The organism is Rummeliibacillus sp. POC4 (genome assembly GCF_003576525.1).
In the GTDB taxonomy this organism is placed as follows: Bacteria; Bacillota; Bacilli; order Bacillales_A; family Planococcaceae; genus Rummeliibacillus.
This window is the reverse complement of record NZ_QWUA01000025.1, coordinates 13,674-30,972: the sequence shown is the minus strand read 5'-3', so window position 1 is coordinate 30,972 and position 17,299 is coordinate 13,674. Positions and strand designations below refer to the sequence as shown.

12 protein-coding genes and 1 other annotated feature are annotated in these 17,299 nt (G+C 36.2%); all 12 genes read right to left on the bottom strand.

All coding sequences use genetic code 11. The annotated features are described in order from the left end of the window. Window positions 1-402 precede the first annotated feature (402 nt). The 12 genes from D1606_RS09495 to tig all read right to left on the bottom strand — a co-directional run bounded on the left by D1606_RS09495 (window position 403) and on the right by tig (window position 17,277). Entirely contained in the window at window positions 403-3,030 is a 2,628-nt protein-coding gene (locus D1606_RS09495; protein WP_199670720.1) for a valine--tRNA ligase, read from the bottom strand. 93 nt (window positions 3,031-3,123) lie between these two features. Beyond that, window positions 3,124-3,335: a binding site (T-box leader), on the bottom strand. A gap of 622 nt (window positions 3,336-3,957) precedes the next feature. Beyond that, on the bottom strand, window positions 3,958-4,536 hold the full coding sequence (locus D1606_RS09485; RefSeq protein ID WP_119415772.1) for a hypothetical protein: 579 nt from the start codon (window positions 4,534-4,536) through the stop codon (window positions 3,958-3,960). Window positions 4,537-4,807: 271 nt separating this feature from the next. Continuing rightward, window positions 4,808-6,100 (bottom strand): glutamate-1-semialdehyde 2,1-aminomutase, encoded by a 1,293-nt coding sequence (hemL, locus tag D1606_RS09480; RefSeq protein ID WP_119415771.1) that lies wholly within the window; start codon window positions 6,098-6,100, stop codon window positions 4,808-4,810. A 3-nt stretch (window positions 6,101-6,103) separates the two neighbouring features. Next, entirely contained in the window at window positions 6,104-7,087 is a 984-nt protein-coding gene (hemB, locus tag D1606_RS09475) for a porphobilinogen synthase (RefSeq protein WP_119415770.1), read from the bottom strand. Next, window positions 7,084-7,854: a uroporphyrinogen-III synthase gene (locus tag D1606_RS09470; protein ID WP_119415769.1), complete on the bottom strand. Its 771-nt coding sequence runs from the start codon at window positions 7,852-7,854 to the stop codon at window positions 7,084-7,086. The genes hemB and D1606_RS09470 overlap by 4 nt, the downstream gene beginning before the upstream one ends. Beyond that, window positions 7,844-8,776, bottom strand: a complete 933-nt coding sequence (gene hemC / locus D1606_RS09465) for a hydroxymethylbilane synthase (protein ID WP_119415768.1) — start codon at window positions 8,774-8,776, stop codon at window positions 7,844-7,846. Before hemC ends, D1606_RS09470 begins: the two co-directional genes overlap by 11 nt. A gap of 19 nt (window positions 8,777-8,795) precedes the next feature. Then, window positions 8,796-9,626: a cytochrome c biogenesis protein CcsA gene (gene ccsA, locus D1606_RS09460; protein ID WP_119415767.1), complete on the bottom strand. Its 831-nt coding sequence runs from the start codon at window positions 9,624-9,626 to the stop codon at window positions 8,796-8,798. Window positions 9,627-9,737: 111 nt separating this feature from the next. Beyond that, on the bottom strand, window positions 9,738-11,102 hold the full coding sequence (gene hemA / locus D1606_RS09455; RefSeq protein ID WP_119415766.1) for a glutamyl-tRNA reductase: 1,365 nt from the start codon (window positions 11,100-11,102) through the stop codon (window positions 9,738-9,740). A gap of 309 nt (window positions 11,103-11,411) precedes the next feature. Continuing rightward, entirely contained in the window at window positions 11,412-11,993 is a 582-nt protein-coding gene (gene yihA / locus D1606_RS09450; protein ID WP_119415765.1) for a ribosome biogenesis GTP-binding protein YihA/YsxC, read from the bottom strand. After that, on the bottom strand, window positions 11,990-14,317 hold the full coding sequence (gene lon, locus D1606_RS09445; protein ID WP_119415764.1) for an endopeptidase La: 2,328 nt from the start codon (window positions 14,315-14,317) through the stop codon (window positions 11,990-11,992). Before lon ends, yihA begins: the two co-directional genes overlap by 4 nt. Before the next feature lie 217 nt (window positions 14,318-14,534). Then, entirely contained in the window at window positions 14,535-15,803 is a 1,269-nt protein-coding gene (clpX, locus tag D1606_RS09440) for an ATP-dependent protease ATP-binding subunit ClpX (protein ID WP_119415763.1), read from the bottom strand. Between the two features lie 181 nt (window positions 15,804-15,984). Continuing rightward, window positions 15,985-17,277, bottom strand: coding sequence for a trigger factor (gene tig / locus D1606_RS09435; RefSeq protein ID WP_119415762.1), 1,293 nt, complete (start codon window positions 17,275-17,277; stop codon window positions 15,985-15,987). Window positions 17,278-17,299 lie beyond the last annotated feature (22 nt).

Genomic DNA, 17,299 nt, shown 5'->3' with positions numbered 1-17,299 from the left:
ATTTTACTATACAAAAAATAGTTTTGCTTAATTTTGATATTTTCTATTTCTGCGATTTTCTCAGTTACTCATTCCTACTCACGCGATTTTTGGTCGGTCTCCCGCGATTTCGACTGCTCCTTTCGCGATTTTCGTTCGGTCTCCCGCGATTTTGACTAATTCTCCCGCGATTTTGACAATTTATATCCTACTTCACTTGTTAATTAGATTTTTTATTAGCTGTTTCTCCCGCGGTTTCCGGTTGGTCTCCCGCGATTTTCAGTCTGTCTCACGCGATTCTGTCTAATTCTCCCGCGGTTCCGACAATTTATATCCCAAAACTCCTCTCATCCATAGTAATCCACATAAAAAAACGCCCAAGCTACAAATAGTTAGCTTGGGCGATTTTTCTTTGTATAAAAACTACATATTTTTCAATTCAGCAATACGTTTTTCAACAGTTGCAAATTTTTCTAGGTAGTCTGCTTCTTTTTCACGTTCAGCAGCTACTACTGCTTCTGGTGCTTTTGATACGAAGCGTTCATTGTTTAATTTACCTTGAACACGTTTTACTTCTTTATCCCATTTTTCAAGTTCATGAGTAAGACGTTCAATTTCAGCAGATACATCGATCAAACCTTCAAGAGGTAAGAATAGTTCAGCTCCTGATACAACAGCTGACATTGTTTTCATAGAAGGTTGTAGGTTTTCACCTAAAGTTAGTGTTTCTGGATTACAGAATTTTTCGATGTATGCTTTATTTTCTTCAAGAACTGCAAGAGTTGCTGCATCTTTAGCAGAAATGTACATAGGTACTTTTTTGCTCATTGGTGTATTTACTTCTGCACGGATATTACGAACAGCACGAATGATATCCATTAACAATTTCATATCTTGAGATTGTTGGTTGAAAGTAAATTCTGGGTTCACCACTGGCCATGAAGCTTGTGTAATTGATACACCTTCATGAGGAAGGTTTTGCCAGATTTCTTCAGTAATGAATGGCATTAATGGATGTAATAGACGCATAGTATTGTCTAAAACATATGCAAGTACGGAACGTGTTGTTTTCTTAGCCGCTTCGTCTTCACCGTATAACGGCAATTTAGCCATTTCAATATACCAGTCACAGAAATCATCCCAGATAAAGTTGTGTAAATGACGACCAACTTCACCAAATTCATATTTATCTGCAAGACGAGTAACTTCTTCGATTGTTTCGTTTAAGCGAGTTAAAATCCATTTATCTGCAACAGATTTTTCGCCAGTTAAATCGATTTCATCATATGTCATGCCATCCATGTTCATAAGAGCGAAACGTGATGCATTCCAAATTTTGTTAGAGAAGTTCCAAACAGCTTCTACTTTTTCTGTTGTATAACGTAAATCTTGACCTGGAGATGAACCAGTTGCTAAGAAGTAACGCAAAGAGTCAGCACCATATTTTTCGATAACATCCATTGGGTCAACCCCGTTACCAAGCGATTTAGACATTTTGCGACCTTCACCGTCACGAACTAAACCATGGATTAATACATCTTTAAATGGACGTTCGCCTGTGAATTCAAGACCTTGGAAGATCATACGAGATACCCAGAAGAAGATAATATCGTAACCTGTAACTAACGCACCAGTTGGATAGTATCGTTTGAAATCTGGGGCATCAGTATCTGGCCAACCCATTGTAGAGAAAGGCCATAATGCAGATGAGAACCAAGTATCTAATACGTCTTCATCACGAGTCCAGTTTTCTTCATCTGCTGGTGCTTCTTTACCAACGTAAACTTCACCAGTTTCTTTATGATACCAAGCTGGAATTTGGTGACCCCACCATAATTGACGAGAAATACACCAATCGTGGACATTTTCCATCCAACGAGTATATGTGTTTTCAAAACGATTTGGCACGAAGTTTACCTTTTCTGCTTCTTTTTCTTGAAGTTCAAGAGCAGCTTTTGCAAGTGGTCCCATTTTAACAAACCATTGTGCTGAAAGATAAGGTTCTACGACAACACCAGTACGTTCTGAGTGACCAACAGAGTGAGTGTATGGTTCAATGCGGATCAATACGCCCATTTCTTGTAAATCTTTAACGATTTGTTTACGACATTCGAAGCGATCCATGCCTTGGTATTTACCAGCATTTTCGTTCATCGTACCGTCTTCGTTCATCACGATAATACGTTCTAAATTGTGGCGATTACCAACTTCAAAGTCATTAGGGTCATGTGCTGGAGTCATTTTTACAACACCAGTACCGAATTCCATATCTACATAATCATCGGCAACAATTGGAATTTCGCGACCTACGATTGGAAGAATTGCTGTTTTACCTACTAAGTGAGCATAACGTTCGTCTTTTGGATTTACAGCAATACCACTATCACCAAGCATTGTTTCTGGGCGAGTTGTTGCAATTTCAAGTTTGCCAGAACCGTCAGCTAATGGATATTCCATATGATAGAAAGCACCTTCGATATCTTTGTAAATAACTTCGATATCAGATAATGCAGTTTTTGCTTGTGGATCCCAGTTTATAATACGTTCACCACGGTAGATTAAACCTTTTTCATAAAGCTTAACAAATACTTCTTTTACTGCATCTGAAAGACCGTCGTCTAAAGTGAATCTTTCACGAGAATAATCAAGAGCCAATCCTAATTTTGCCCATTGTTGTCGGATTGTGCCTGCAAAATTTTCTTTCCATTCCCACGTTTTTTCGAGGAATTTTTCACGACCTAGATCGTAACGAGAAATACCTTCTTCACGAAGTTTTGCTTCTACTTTTGCTTGTGTCGCGATACCTGCATGGTCCATTCCTGGTAACCAAAGAGCATCATATCCTTGCATACGTTTCATACGAACAAGAATATCTTGTAATGTTGTATCCCAAGCGTGACCTAAGTGTAATTTACCAGTAACATTTGGTGGTGGGATAACGATTGAATATGGTTTTTTACCACTTTCAGGTTGAGCTTTAAAAAATTCTCCTTCAAGCCACCATTCGTAGCGACCTTGTTCAATCGACTGCGGATCGTATTTTGTAGACATTGTTGTAGTTTGTTCAGTCAATTGGATGACCTCCTTTAATACTCGCTATCAGTAAAAGTAAATGGGGAGAAAATAAAAAACCTCCGCCCCTAAACAAAGGGCGAAGGTATTATTCGCGGTACCACCTTAATTTCAGCAAAAAGCTGACACTTCATCTGATAACGGCTTTTCACCGGTTTCTGCTACTAATTTGTTCACAGAAACTGCTCCAGGGCTACCTTCAAACGTCTACTTGAGAAACTTGCACCAACCGTTTCCTCTCTAACAAGTAGGAGCGTTCTACTCCTCCCCTTCTTCGCATATATATAGCTGTATTCATTTTACCGAATTAAAAATTGTTTTTCAAGCATTTCAAATTTCTGATTTTAAATCATATTCCCCACTTAATACTTTTAGACATTGAAGCAGAAAATAACATTTGCAAAACTCCAAACTCAAGAATAATAATTGATATCAAAAGATATTTCGATATAACGTTATAATTTAAAACCATAAATACATTCTTATCATTAATAAATGAAATTATTTAGAATGGAATCAGGGCATTCATCATCATTCACTAAAAAATTTATGTACAAAGAAGTTGATAAAGACAAAGCACCATTACATCACAGAAAGATTGCAAAAATAAAAGATCTATACTTTGTAGAGTAAACTGCATAATAACTTTCCTACTTAACTACAAAAATCCATTCCTAGCAACATATAATACTAGGAATGGATTTTTCATTTTAAAAGAAAGGAGATTGAAACATGAAAAAGGGTCGTTACAATCCATATTTACTCCCTCCTTGGTTGCGCAAGACAAGGTTTTACTGTAAGAATATCATCATACCTATATCCTGCTTTCAATTCATTCGAGTCATTTTTGTACCGACATCTTTAGACGTTGTCTTACTGTTAATCTTTTTATTACTTTGGTATTTGTTATTTACGGATACCATTTAATTGAATTTCAACAGTTGTATAATGTTCTTCTAAGTCCCACAATAGTTCGCTTATGATTGATTCTTCGTCATCATATGCTTCAGTAGATGTATCTGAGAGGTCGACTAAATCTGTACTTTCTACAGGTTGTACTACGGCCTCTGACGATTCATTCTGTAGCTCTTCATAACTACATTCTACTTGATACTTAACCTGACAAATACCATCATCTTGCATCTCTACTTTAATATCTCGTGCATTTAATTTAACAGATGATTGTGGGATTTCTTTTGGCAAACTAATTTCAAAGGGATTAGCATATTCAAAATATGCTTCTTTTTCTTTCCATTCCACGTCATCTATTAGAGTGCACTCATTCGATAACTGTTTTACCCTTTCCTTTTCTTTATCAAATTCAAGAAAAGCTGATAGGTGATAAATGCCCGAAATTGTGAGTGATAAATCATCTACTTGTTGCTCCCAATGTGGTACTACTTTTATCTCACTTACTTTTACTGGGCAGCCATATGATTCTGGAAAAATAAATGATTCATTTATTTCCCTGGTAATATTTTTCACTCGCTATCCCTCCTCTATCTTCATATATATGCAAAAAAAATGAAAACAGAACTTTTCGAAAAATAATAAAATGAAATTATCTCACCCTTACCAAAAGGGATATTCAAATCTTATACCCTCCCATTAGATTTAATAAATCTAGTGGGAATTTTGAATATAAGCTACATTCTTGATAGTAGGAACATATATCAATAATTATTTTAATATAACAAGTAAATTTCAAAATAAAAAAAGCCAACGAAAATTAAATTTCGTTGGCCATTGTTATATCTTATCTTGCTAATTTCTTAAATACTTTTTGGAATGCTGTTACTGTTTTTGCGATATGTTCTTCTGTATGTGCAGTTGAGAAGAATACACATTCAAATTGGGATGGTGGAAGGAAAATTCCTTCTTCAGCCATTAATGCATAGTAATCAGCGAATAATTGTAAATCAGCAGTTTTTGCTGTTTCAAAGTTAATAACTTTTTCATTTGTTAAGAAGTAGCCAATCATAGATCCTACACGGTTTACTGTGTGTGGAATATGGTATGTTTCAGCTGCTTCGCGGAAACCAGCTTCTAATTGGTCGCCTAATTTTTTGAAGTATTCATATGATTCTGGTGTTACGTGATTTAATGTTTCTAGGCCTGCTGCCATTGCTAGAGGGTTCCCTGAAAGTGTACCAGCTTGATAAATTGGACCAGCTGGAGCAACACGTTCCATAATTTCACGTCGTCCACCGAAAGCACCTACTGGAAGACCACCACCGATTACTTTACCAAGGCAAGTAAGGTCTGGTGTTACACCAAGATATCCTTGCGCACAGTTAAAACCTACACGGAAACCAGTCATAACTTCATCGAAAATTAGAAGTGATCCAGCTTTTGTTGTCACTTCTCTTAAACCTTCCAAGAAACCTGGAAGTGGAGGTACACAACCCATATTACCAGCAACTGGTTCAACTATAATTGCAGCGATATCTTCCCCATATTTTTCGAATACTTGTTGTACAGCTTCTAAATCGTTATAAGGAACAGTCAATGTATTTTGAGCAATTCCCATTGGTACTCCTGGACTGTCAGGTAAACCTAGTGTTGCAACACCTGAACCAGCTTTGATTAATAATGAATCACCATGACCATGATAAGAACCTTCAAATTTTAAGATTTTATCACGTCCAGTATAACCACGTGCTACACGAATTGCACTCATTGTTGCTTCTGTACCTGATGAAACCATTCTCACCATTTCAACAGAAGGCACACGTTTAATCACTTCTTTGGCTAACTCATTTTCAATAACTGTAGATGCGCCAAAGCTTGTACCTGTTTCAGCAACTCGTTTAATAGCTGCTACTACATCAGGATGTGTATGTCCAATAATTAGTGGTCCCCATGATAGAACATAGTCAATATAGTCATTACCATCTACATCAGTAATAATTGCTCCGTGACCTTTTTCCATTACGATTGGATCCATATTTACTGCATTAAATGCGCGAACTGGGCTGTTAACCCCACCTGGCATTAAATTGATTGCTTCAGCAAATGCTGCTTTTGATTTTTCATGTGAACGAGCCATTGATTATTTTTCCTCCATCCATCGAACTGCATCTTTTGCATGATAAGTGATGATTAAATCTGCACCTGCACGTTTCATGCCAGTCAATGTTTCGAGAACGATTTGTTTTTCATTTACCCAGCCATTTATTGCTGCAGCTTTAACCATCGCATATTCGCCACTTACGTTATAAGCTACAACTGGCAAGTCATAGTTATTTCGTACATCACGAACAATATCTAGATATGAAAGAGCAGGTTTTACGATTAAGAAATCTGCGCCTTCTTCTACATCACTTGTAGCTTCTCTCATCGCCTCATTACGATTTGATGGGTCCATTTGATATGTTTTACGATCACCAAATTTAGGTGCTCCATCTGCCGCATCACGGAATGGTCCATAGTAAGCTGAAGCATATTTCACTGCATAAGACATGATTGGAACATCTTCAAATCCAGCTTCATCTAAACCTTTACGAATAGCAGCTACAAAGCCATCCATCATGTTAGAAGGTGCAATAATATCTGCGCCTGCTTGTGCTTGTGAAACAGCTGTTTTTGCAAGAATATCTAATGAAGGATCATTTAAGATTTTATGATCTTCTGAAACGACACCACAATGTCCGTGTGAAGTGAATTCACATAAACATGTATCAGCAATCACTACAACGTCTGGATAGTTCTTTTTGATAAAACGTGTAGCTTCTTGCACAATTCCGTGATCATGGAAAGCTTGTGTTCCTACTTCATCCTTTTCAGCTGGAAGTCCAAATAAGATAACAGATGGAATGCCAAGAGATACGACTTCATCCATTTCTTCACTTAAACGGTCTAGAGAAAATTGATACACACCTGGCATTGAATCTACAGGATTTTTAATATTTTCTCCATCAATTACGAAGATTGGGTAGATAAAATCTTCTTTGTGTAAGTATGTTTCTTTTACCATCGCACGCATTGTTGCAGATTGACGTAAACGACGATGTCTTTTAAAATTCAATTCTGTCATGATTCTTGTTCCCTTCTTTTAGCCAGTTCGTCAATAATGGCCATCATCGTATATTTTTTTGGTATTATATCTACCGTAACTCCCACTTGGTGTAACGCAGTTTCTGTTACGTGACCAATTGCTGCAACCTCAAAGCCGCTCCATCCTATATCGGGTGCTATATGCTTTGCAAAAACATCTACTGCAGATGGACTTGCAAAGATCACAGTAATAGATTGACATGGCGATTGTTTGATCAAATTTTTTATAGCAGAAGTATACTCAAGAGTTTGAATGGTTTCATAAACTGTCCATTCTTCTACTGGAAACGGTAATCCCTCTCTTATAGTAGCCTTTGCTAAACTACCTTTCAAGAATAGACAACTTTTTAATTGTCCTACATGCTTTGGGAATTCCTTTACAAAAACATCTGCACTATATGTAGAAGGCATAAAATCAATTTTCAGGCCTAATGCTTCAATTGCTTGAGCAGTTTTTTCGCCTACTACAGCAATTTTAGCAACACATTTATCTATAGTCTGTTTAAATCGTTTTAGTTTATTCGAAAATGATTGCACCGCATTTTGACTTGTGAAAATAAGCCATTCACAGGCAAAAGCACGATTTAGCATATCGAAATCCTCTGAAGTTTGGACTTCTCTAACAGTAATAAGCGGTAAGTGATGTACTTTACCGCCTAATTCAATTATTTTAGAAGATACTGAGTGAGTCATTTTCGTGCCAGTTAGAACAATTTGTTGTCCTTGTAATGGCAAATTATTTGGCATTTTGCTCAGCCTTTACTTTTTGAATCAAATCAAATGCACCTTGAGCTGTTAACTTAGTAGCTACTTCTTTCCCAGCTGCAACAGCATCTTTTGATACAAGAGATTCTTTATAAAAAACAGATGCATCAGGAGCTGCTACAAGGCCAGTAAAGTTAACTTGTCCTTCGTTATAACGAGCAAATCCAGCGATTGGCACTTGGCAACCACCATCCATAGCAGCTAGGAATGCACGTTCAGCTTGAGCTTCTTCCCATGTTGCTTTATCTGTTAGTTTAGCAAGTTCTGCAAGTAATTCTTCGTCATCAGCACGACATTCGATTCCTAGTGAACCCTGTCCAACTGCTGGCATACAGATATCTGTAGATAGATACTCAGTTACTACTTCATCATTCCAGCCTAGTCTTTTAAGTCCTGCTGCTGCTAAAATTATTGCATCGTATTCATCTGTTTCAAGTTTTGCCAAACGAGTATCTACGTTACCACGAATCCATTTAATTTCTAAATCAGGTCGAGCAAGTAATAATTGTGCACTACGACGTAAACTACTAGTACCTACAACAGCACCTTTAGGAAGATCAGCAAATTTTACATGACCTTTTGATATAAACGCATCACGTGGATCTTCACGTTTTGGAATACAACCAATTACAAGTCCTTCCGGAAGTATAGCAGGCATATCCTTCATACTATGAACAGCAAAATCAATTTCTTTATCATATAATTCTTGTTCAATTTCTTTTACGAATAAGCCTTTCCCGCCAACTTTAGATAATTGAACATCAAGGATTTTATCACCTTTTGTAACTATTTCCTTCACTTCAAATTCAAATGGTGCCCCTGCTTTTTTCAATTGGTCAATGAACCAATTTGTTTGAGTTAAAGCAAGCTTACTTCTTCTTGAACCTACAATAATTTTACGCACTTACAATCCAACCTTTCTATTAATACCAAAAGTGAAAACTTGATAATCGACTTCCTAAAAAGAAGTTGATAATTACAATCAAGAACGCATAGACATGTGTCCAAGCATACATAGTAGTATGTAGTTTTCCTTTGCGATTTCCATATAAAATTAAACAATAGATTAATAAGGATACAAAAGAACCAATTATTTTCGCATCAAAGATTGTAAAGTGATCAAATGATGTAATTCCCCATTGTAATCCTAATATTAAACTAATAAGTAGAAACGGTATACCTGTTAATAATGCTGCTGACATACCTTTTTGGGCTTGGTCCAAAGATGGAAGCCGTGTCCATTGTTTTGTCCATTTCTTTTTCTTAAGTACATTATAAAGGATTAAATACAATGCAGAGAAAACAAATGACAAAGAAAATGCAACATATGACAAAATTGCGAACGTTACATGTATAAAGAGTAACTCAGAGATTAGCGTATGTCCTACAGGTGACTGAGCAATCTGACTGGGTGCAAATGTATGAATGGTCATAAATATAAACCCAAGCACATTTAAAAAGAATACCGGCAAATCCACACGGTATAAGCAATGCAATAATATGGAGATTGTCACTAATAACCAAGCATAAAAATAAATGCCTTCAAATAAGGACAAAATTGGGAAACGATGTGTTTCTATAATATAAAGACCTAAGAAGATTGACTGCATCACCCAAACAATAGATACTAACCAAAAAGCAATTCGGTGAGCCTTTGCATCCTTATTAAGGTAATCAATAAAATAAAAGACAAGACTGATCGCATATATGACGGTCATTGCTTCATGCAGCCTTGTCATTGTCAAATCAGTCATAACCGACTCCTTTGTACTTTTGTTACTTTATTCAACTTTATTCAATTAAAAAAGCGTCTTCGCACCTCTAAGTTTATCACATAGACACGAAAACGCCTTCTAAAAAGTTCTTTAATATGACAATTTAGCATCAGCCTTTTGGGTTTCTAACGCTAATTTTTGCATGCGTTCTTTTTGGTGAAGTTGTTGTTTTCGAGCTTCTTCTTCTACTTCTTCTTCAATCCCAAAAATTTGTTGGAATAGCGCTAGTTGCTCTTTCGACTTTTGAGAACCCGCCATTTCTTTTGCTTGCAAAATTGGTTCTTTTAACAATTGATTGATAATCGATTTCGTATGCTTATTTAATACCTTTTTCTCACGTTCCGTTAAGTTAGGCATTTTATTTTCAATACTTTGCATAGTATCATATTGAATTCGAGCTGCTTTTTGTCGAAGAGCTGCAATAACAGGTACTACGCCTAAAGTAGCCATCCAATCTTTGAATTCATCAATTTCTGTATCAATCATTGATGTAATTTGCTCAGCTGCACGTTGACGTTCTGCAAGATTTGCTTCAACAATGCCGTGCAAATCATCAATATCATATAGAAAGACATTTGGTAAATCTCCAATTCGTGGGTCAAGATCACGCGGAACTGCGATATCTACCATAAATAAAGGTTTTCCTTTACGTAAATGTTCAACGTATTGCATCATGTCAAAATCGATTACATAATCTGTTGCACCAGTTGAACTGATTAAAATATCAGCTTCTAAAAGTACACATTGAAGCTCTTGCATTGACTTAGCAGTACCATGGAATTTCTCAGCTAAAACTTCAGCCTTTGAGAACGTACGGTTAACGACTGTTACTTTTCCGACACCGCTTCCATATAAGTTTTCAGCAGCTAATTCGCCCATTTTACCGGCACCTAAAATAGCCACATGCTTATTTGATAAAGAGCCAAAGATTTTCTTTGCAAGTTCAACTGCGGCATATGAAACAGAAACTGCATTTTCACCGATTGCTGTTTCTCCGTGTGCACGTTTTGCAAAAGTAATCGCTTGTTTAAATAACTTATTGTATACAGTACCGGTTGCACCAAGTTCTTGAGCTTTTAAAAAGCTGCCTTTAACTTGTCCTAAAATTTGAGTTTCACCTAGCACCATAGAGTCAATCCCTGAAGATACTTTGAATAAATGCATCATCGAATTATCTTCTTCACGAATATAAAGATGCTGTTCAAAGGATTTCACAGGGACATGGAACCACTCTGCCAAAAATTGCTTAATATAATAACGTCCTGTATGCAATTGGTCAACAACTGCATAAATTTCAGTACGGTTACATGTTGAAACGATTACATTTTCTAATATACTTTTTTGACTTTGTAATGCTCTCATCGCTTCGGGAAGTTCTTCTTCAGTAAATGAGAATTTCTCACGAATTTCGACGGGCGCTGTTTTATAATTCAAGCCTACTACTATGGTATGCATGAAATTATACACCTCTCACGTTCTAATTAGCGATTTCAATTATAACATATATACAAATCAATTCTTGTCCTCAATTGTGAACATGATATGACATAAAATCGACATTAATTCATTTAAAGTTCTTTAGAATTATTATAATCTATATTTTATCAAATCATACACACGAGCACAATATTGTTGCTTTTAGATTAAATTTTCAGATATTTAATTGACAATGAATCGTTACTTTTGAACTCTAAATGAAGATTTCTAATACAATCAGATGTTATAAAAAACCTGAAGGATCATCCTCCAGGTTTTATGTAAGAATTACATTCTCTTTTCGATTTCAGCCCAAGCTTCTTCGATGCCCATTCCCTTTTCAGACGAGAACAGAATAAGGGGGTCGCTTGGATCCATATCAAGTACTTCTTTTACAATTTTTTTATGTTTGGCATAATTTCCTTTTTTAATCTTATCCGCTTTTGTTGCAATTACAATCGTTGGGATATTGTAATGTTTTAAGAAATCATACATCATACAATCATCGTCAGTAGGTTCATGACGTATATCTACAATTTGGACAACAGCTTTTAACACACTTCGTCCAGTTAAATATTGTTCTATCATTTTCCCCCATGCTTCACGCTCTGTTTTAGAGACTTTAGCATAGCCATAACCAGGTACGTCAACAAAGAATAATTGCTCTTCAATTTTATAGAAGTTTAATGTTTGTGTCTTTCCTGGTTTTGATGAAATACGAGCCATACTCTTTCTACCAATCATTCGATTGATAAAAGATGATTTCCCAACATTAGAACGACCTGCTAGAGCAAACTCTGGCAGACCGTCCTCTGGATATTGTGATGGTCGAACTGCACTGATGACCATCTCTACATTATTGACTTTCATGAAATCCCTCCGTCTAACGCTAATTCCAATACTTCATCTGCGTTTGACACGGGCTTAAATGTGAGCCCCTTTCGAACACTTTCTGGAATATCATCAATATCACGTTCATTGTCTTTCGGTAAAATAATTGTTGTTAAGCCTGCACGATGAGCACCAAGTGATTTTTCTTTTAAACCGCCAATCGGAAGAACACGACCTCTTAAAGTTACTTCACCTGTCATCCCAACCTCACGTCTTATTGGACGCTTGGTTATTGCAGAAGTTATTGCTGTTACCATTGTTACACCTGCAGAAGGACCGTCTTTTGGTACAGCACCTTCAGGGACATGTATATGAATATCATGCGTTTCAAAGAAATCTTCTTCAATACCCAATTGTTCTGATTTTGAGCGCACATAAGAAATGGCTGTTTGAGCAGACTCTTTCATAACATCCCCTAGCTTACCGGTTAATTGGATTTTACCTTTACCTGGAGTAAGGGATACTTCAATTTGAAGAGTGTCTCCTCCAACAACTGTATAGGCTAAGCCTGTTGCAACGCCGATTTGGTTTTCTTTTTCAGCTTGTCCATGATGGAATCGATGTTTTCCAAGTAGATCCTCTAAATTTTTTGAGGTAATAACCACTCGCTTTTTATCGCCCGACACAATTTGTTTTGCAGCTTTTCGACATAGTGAAGCCACTTGACGTTCTAAACCGCGTACACCCGCTTCTCGAGTATAATAACGTATTAAGTCAAGAACTGCATCATCACGTATTTGTAATTGAGTTTTTTGCAATCCGTTTTCTTCCATTTGTTTCGGGATTAAATGTTTTTTGGTTATTTCCTGCTTTTCAACTTCTGTGTATCCTGCTATCGAAATAATTTCCATTCGATCTCGTAAAGGACCAGGAATTGTACTTAAATCATTAGCCGTAGCGATAAACATAACATTCGATAAATCATAAGTTTCCTCTATATAATGATCGCTGAAAGTACTATTTTGGTTTGGATCTAATACTTCTAACATTGCTGCAGAAGGATCTCCGCGGAAATCATTTGACATCTTATCGATTTCATCAAGTAAGAAAACAGGATTGATAGTACCTGCTTTTTTCATCCCTTGAATAATACGCCCAGGCATAGCCCCAACATAGGTTCTTCTGTGCCCACGAATCTCAGATTCATCGCGCACTCCCCCAAGTGATATTCTAACAAATTTTCGATTTAAAGATTCAGCAATTGATTTGGCTAAAGAAGTTTTCCCAACCCCAGGTGGTCCTGCTAAACAAAGGATTGGGCCACGAAGTGAGTTCGTCAGCTGTTGTACAGAAAGGTACTCTAATATTCGTTCTTTTACTTCTTCTAATCCTTCATGATCTCGATTAAGAATCTTTTCTGCAACATGAATATCTCGACGATCTTTTGTCGTCGTACTCCATGGTATAGAAAGGAGCCAATCTAGATAATTTCGGATCACACCACTCTCTGCAGAAGCGACTGGTATTTTTTCATAACGTCCTAATTCCTTTAATGCAACATTGCGCGTTTGTTCTGGCATATCTGATGTCTCAATGCGCTTTTTAAGTTCTGTAACTTCTGCCTGTTTACCTTCACGGTCTCCAAGTTCCTCTTGTATTGCTTTCATCTGTTCACGTAGATAAAACTCTTTTTGTGTTTTTTCCATTGCGCGTTTTACTTTGGTATTAATCTTCTGTTCCAGATTTAATACCTCTTGTTCATCATGTAATCGTTGGATTAATAGTTTGATGCGCTCTTTTACATCTATTGTAGAAAGGATTTCTTGTTTTGCTTGCATTTTTAGTGGTAAATAAGAGGCAATCGTATCTGCAAAACGTCCAGGTTCTTCAAGATCTGCAACAGTTTCATAAGCTTCATTTGAAATTTTACTAGATGACTTTGAATATTTTCCAAAATAGGATAATAACGTACGCATCAATGCTTCTGTTTCAATGTCGACTTCTTTTGCGTCTTCTAAATTTTCTATCTTAGCAGACACGTAATCATCAGAAATTGTAACTTTTTTGATTTTGGCACGATTAAGACCTTCTACAAGGACACGTAATGTGCCATTTGGCAATTTCAACATTTGCTTGACATAAGCAACTGTCCCTACTTGGTACAAATCCTCTTCAGTAGGATTTTCCACACTCATGACCTTTTGTGTGACAAGAAAAATTAAATTATCATCAGCCATCGCTTTTTCCAATGCTACAATCGAGCGTTCACGACCTACATCAATATGTAATAATATCGTTGGATAAACGAGTAACCCTCTAAGTGGTAATAGTGGTATGTCCTTTTTTCTAGTTACCTCTGCCATACGGGTGAACACCTCCGAGTAATTTTAAAGATCACATATCTTATTGTATCTTTTGAATTTATTATTTACACATTAAGTATGTTACAGAATACTCTTTTCATGCACAATATTAAGTTTAATCTGCTCTTATGATTGATGTAGTTTCATCTTATATAAAAAAACTGGCAACGAACAGTGCTGATTGGCACTTGTTCGAAGCCAGTTCTTCAATCAGTTCTTATGCAGACGTTTTTTTGTTGTCTGACTCTAACTCTGTACCATCTTGTAATAGAAGTTTTGGTCGAGCTTTATCTGTAACAGTTTCCTTTGTAATAATACATTTTGTAATATCATCACGAGAAGGTAATTCGAACATGACATCTAACATAATATTTTCTATGATGGAACGTAAGCCACGTGCGCCTGTTTTACGTTCGATAGCTTCTTTTGCAATTTCATATAATGCACCCTTTTCAAACTCAAGTTCCACATTATCAAGTTCTAACATTTTTTCATATTGCTTAGTTAAAGCATTTTTTGGTTCTGTTAGAATTTGAACAAGCGCATCTTCATCTAATTGTTCTAAGCTTGCCAATACTGGTAATCGACCTATAAATTCAGGGATCAAACCAAATTTAAGCAAATCTTCAGGGATTAAATGCTTCATCAAATTTTTATCATCCATATGTTGCTTTGTATTATCAGAACCGAAACCAATTACTTTTTCACCCATACGGCGTTTAATAATTGACTCGATTCCATCAAATGCACCACCTACGATAAACAAAATATTAGTTGTATCGATTTGGATAAATTCTTGGTGTGGGTGTTTACGACCGCCTTGTGGTGGAACGCTTGCTGTTGTTCCTTCAAGGATTTTTAAAAGTGCTTGTTGAACACCTTCACCTGAGACATCACGAGTGATTGATGGATTTTCAGATTTACGTGCAACTTTATCGATTTCATCGATATAGATAATCCCTTTTTCAGCACGTTCGATATCATAATCAGCTGCTTGAATTAGTTTAAGTAAGATATTTTCAACATCTTCCCCAACGTAACCAGCTTCAGTTAAAGAAGTCGCATCTGCAATTGCAAATGGTACGTTAATAATACGCGCTAAAGTTTGTGCTAATAATGTTTTACCACTACCAGTTGGTCCGATTAGTACAATATTAGATTTTGATAACTCTACATCATCAACTTTACTGTTTGAATTTATACGTTTGTAGTGATTATATACAGCTACTGATAACGCTTTTTTTGCACGTTCTTGTCCGATGACATAATCATCCAAAGTATCTAGTATTTCTTTTGGCTTTGGAATGTCTTTTAGCTCAACTTCTTCTTCAGTACCAAGTTCTTCAACTACGATTTCAGAACAAAGATCGATACATTCATCACAAATATATACCCCAGGTCCTGCAACCAGTTTACGAACTTGTTCTTGTGGTTTACCACAGAATGAGCATTTTAAATTGCCTTTTTCATCATTAAATTTGAACAATTATTTCACCCCTATTCATGCAACAATGTTACAAGATTCATCCTAGATTATCAAATATTACGAACTCTATTACATATTTGTTCTTAATATGTATCATTAAGAATTTTCTAAATTTATATTAAGAAAACAAGGTACGGATTAAAAACCCGTACCTTGTTCAGGTTTACTTTATAACAAATTATTATTCAGTTACTTTAGCGTTTTCAACTAAGAATTCAACTGTTTTACGAATTTTCACATCGTGTTCAAGTACAGTTGTTCCACCTAGTACTGATTTGATTTGTTCAGCATCCATTTTGAATTGTTCAGACATTTTTTCTAATTCAGCGTTAATATCTTCTTCAGATGCTTCGATTTTTTCAGCTTCTGCAATTGCTTCAAGAACTAATGCAACGCGAACGCGTGATTGTGCATCTTCTTTCATTTGAGCGCGTAAAGCTGCTTCATCTTGACCAGAGAATTGGTAATATAGGTCAAGGTTCATACCTTGCATTTGTAAGCTTTGATCATATTCTTGTAGCATACGGTTGATTTCTGATTCAACCATTGCTTCTGGAATATCGATTGTTGCATTTTCAGCAGCTTTTTCAACTAAATCATCACGTAATGCTGTTTCTGAAGCACTTTCTTTTTCAGCAACAGTTTTTTCTTTTAGTTTAGTGCGAAGTTGGTCTAAAGATTCTACTTCTGCATCGATTTCTGATGCTAAATCATCATCTAATTCAGGAAGTTCTTTAGCTTTTACTTCTTTTACAGTTACTTTGAAAGTAGCTTCTTTACCAGCTAATTCTGCAGCATGATATTCTTCTGGGAATGTTACAACTACATCTTTAGATTCGCCAGCTTTTACGCCTACAAGTTGTTCTTCAAATCCTGGGATAAATGATCCAGAACCGATTTCTAATGAGTAGTTATCACCTTTACCGCCTTCGAATGCTACGCCATCTTGGAAGCCTTCGAAATCGATTACAGCTGTGTCGCCTTCTTCTACAGCGCCATCTTCTTTTACAACTAATTCAGCAAGACGAGCTTGTTGCTCTTTTAGTTGTTGTTCAATTTCTTCATCAGTTACTGTAGTATCTTGTTTAGTTACTTCTAAACCTTTGTAGTCACCAAGAGTAACTTCTGGTTTTACAGTTACTTTAGCAGTAAATTTGAAGTCTTTGTGTTTCCCTAGATCTTCCATTTCGAAATCGATTTCTGGTTGATCAACAGGTTCGATACCAGTTTCATCAATAGCTAAAGGATAATTTTCGTTTACTAGAAATTCTAATGCATCTTGGAATAATGATTCAACGCCAAATTTCTTTTCGAACAATTGACGAGGCATTTTACCTTTACGGAACCCTGGTACATTAATTTGTTTTACTACTTTTTTGAATGCTTTATCTAAAGCTTCATCAACTTTTTCAGCAGCAACTTCTACTGTAAGTAATCCAGTGTTGCCTTCTTGTTTTTCCCATTTTGCTGACATTTATAAATACCTCCAAAATTAA

Bases quoted from the DNA above. Each gene is read 5' to 3' on its own strand.
- lon (WP_119415764.1), bottom strand. From the start codon at position 14,317: ATGGCAGAGGTAACTAGAAAAAAGGACATACCACTATTACCACTTAGA.
- hemL (WP_119415771.1), bottom strand. From the start codon at position 6,100: ATGGCTCGTTCACATGAAAAATCAAAAGCAGCATTTGCTGAAGCAATC.
- yihA (WP_119415765.1), bottom strand. From the start codon at position 11,993: ATGAAAGTCAATAATGTAGAGATGGTCATCAGTGCAGTTCGACCATCA.
- ccsA (WP_119415767.1), bottom strand. From the start codon at position 9,626: ATGACTGATTTGACAATGACAAGGCTGCATGAAGCAATGACCGTCATA.
- D1606_RS09495 (WP_199670720.1), bottom strand. From the start codon at position 3,030: ATGTCTACAAAATACGATCCGCAGTCGATTGAACAAGGTCGCTACGAA.
- hemB (WP_119415770.1), bottom strand. From the start codon at position 7,087: ATGACAGAATTGAATTTTAAAAGACATCGTCGTTTACGTCAATCTGCA.
- hemA (WP_119415766.1), bottom strand. From the start codon at position 11,102: ATGCATACCATAGTAGTAGGCTTGAATTATAAAACAGCGCCCGTCGAA.
- tig (WP_119415762.1), bottom strand. From the start codon at position 17,277: ATGTCAGCAAAATGGGAAAAACAAGAAGGCAACACTGGATTACTTACA.
- D1606_RS09470 (WP_119415769.1), bottom strand. From the start codon at position 7,854: ATGCCAAATAATTTGCCATTACAAGGACAACAAATTGTTCTAACTGGC.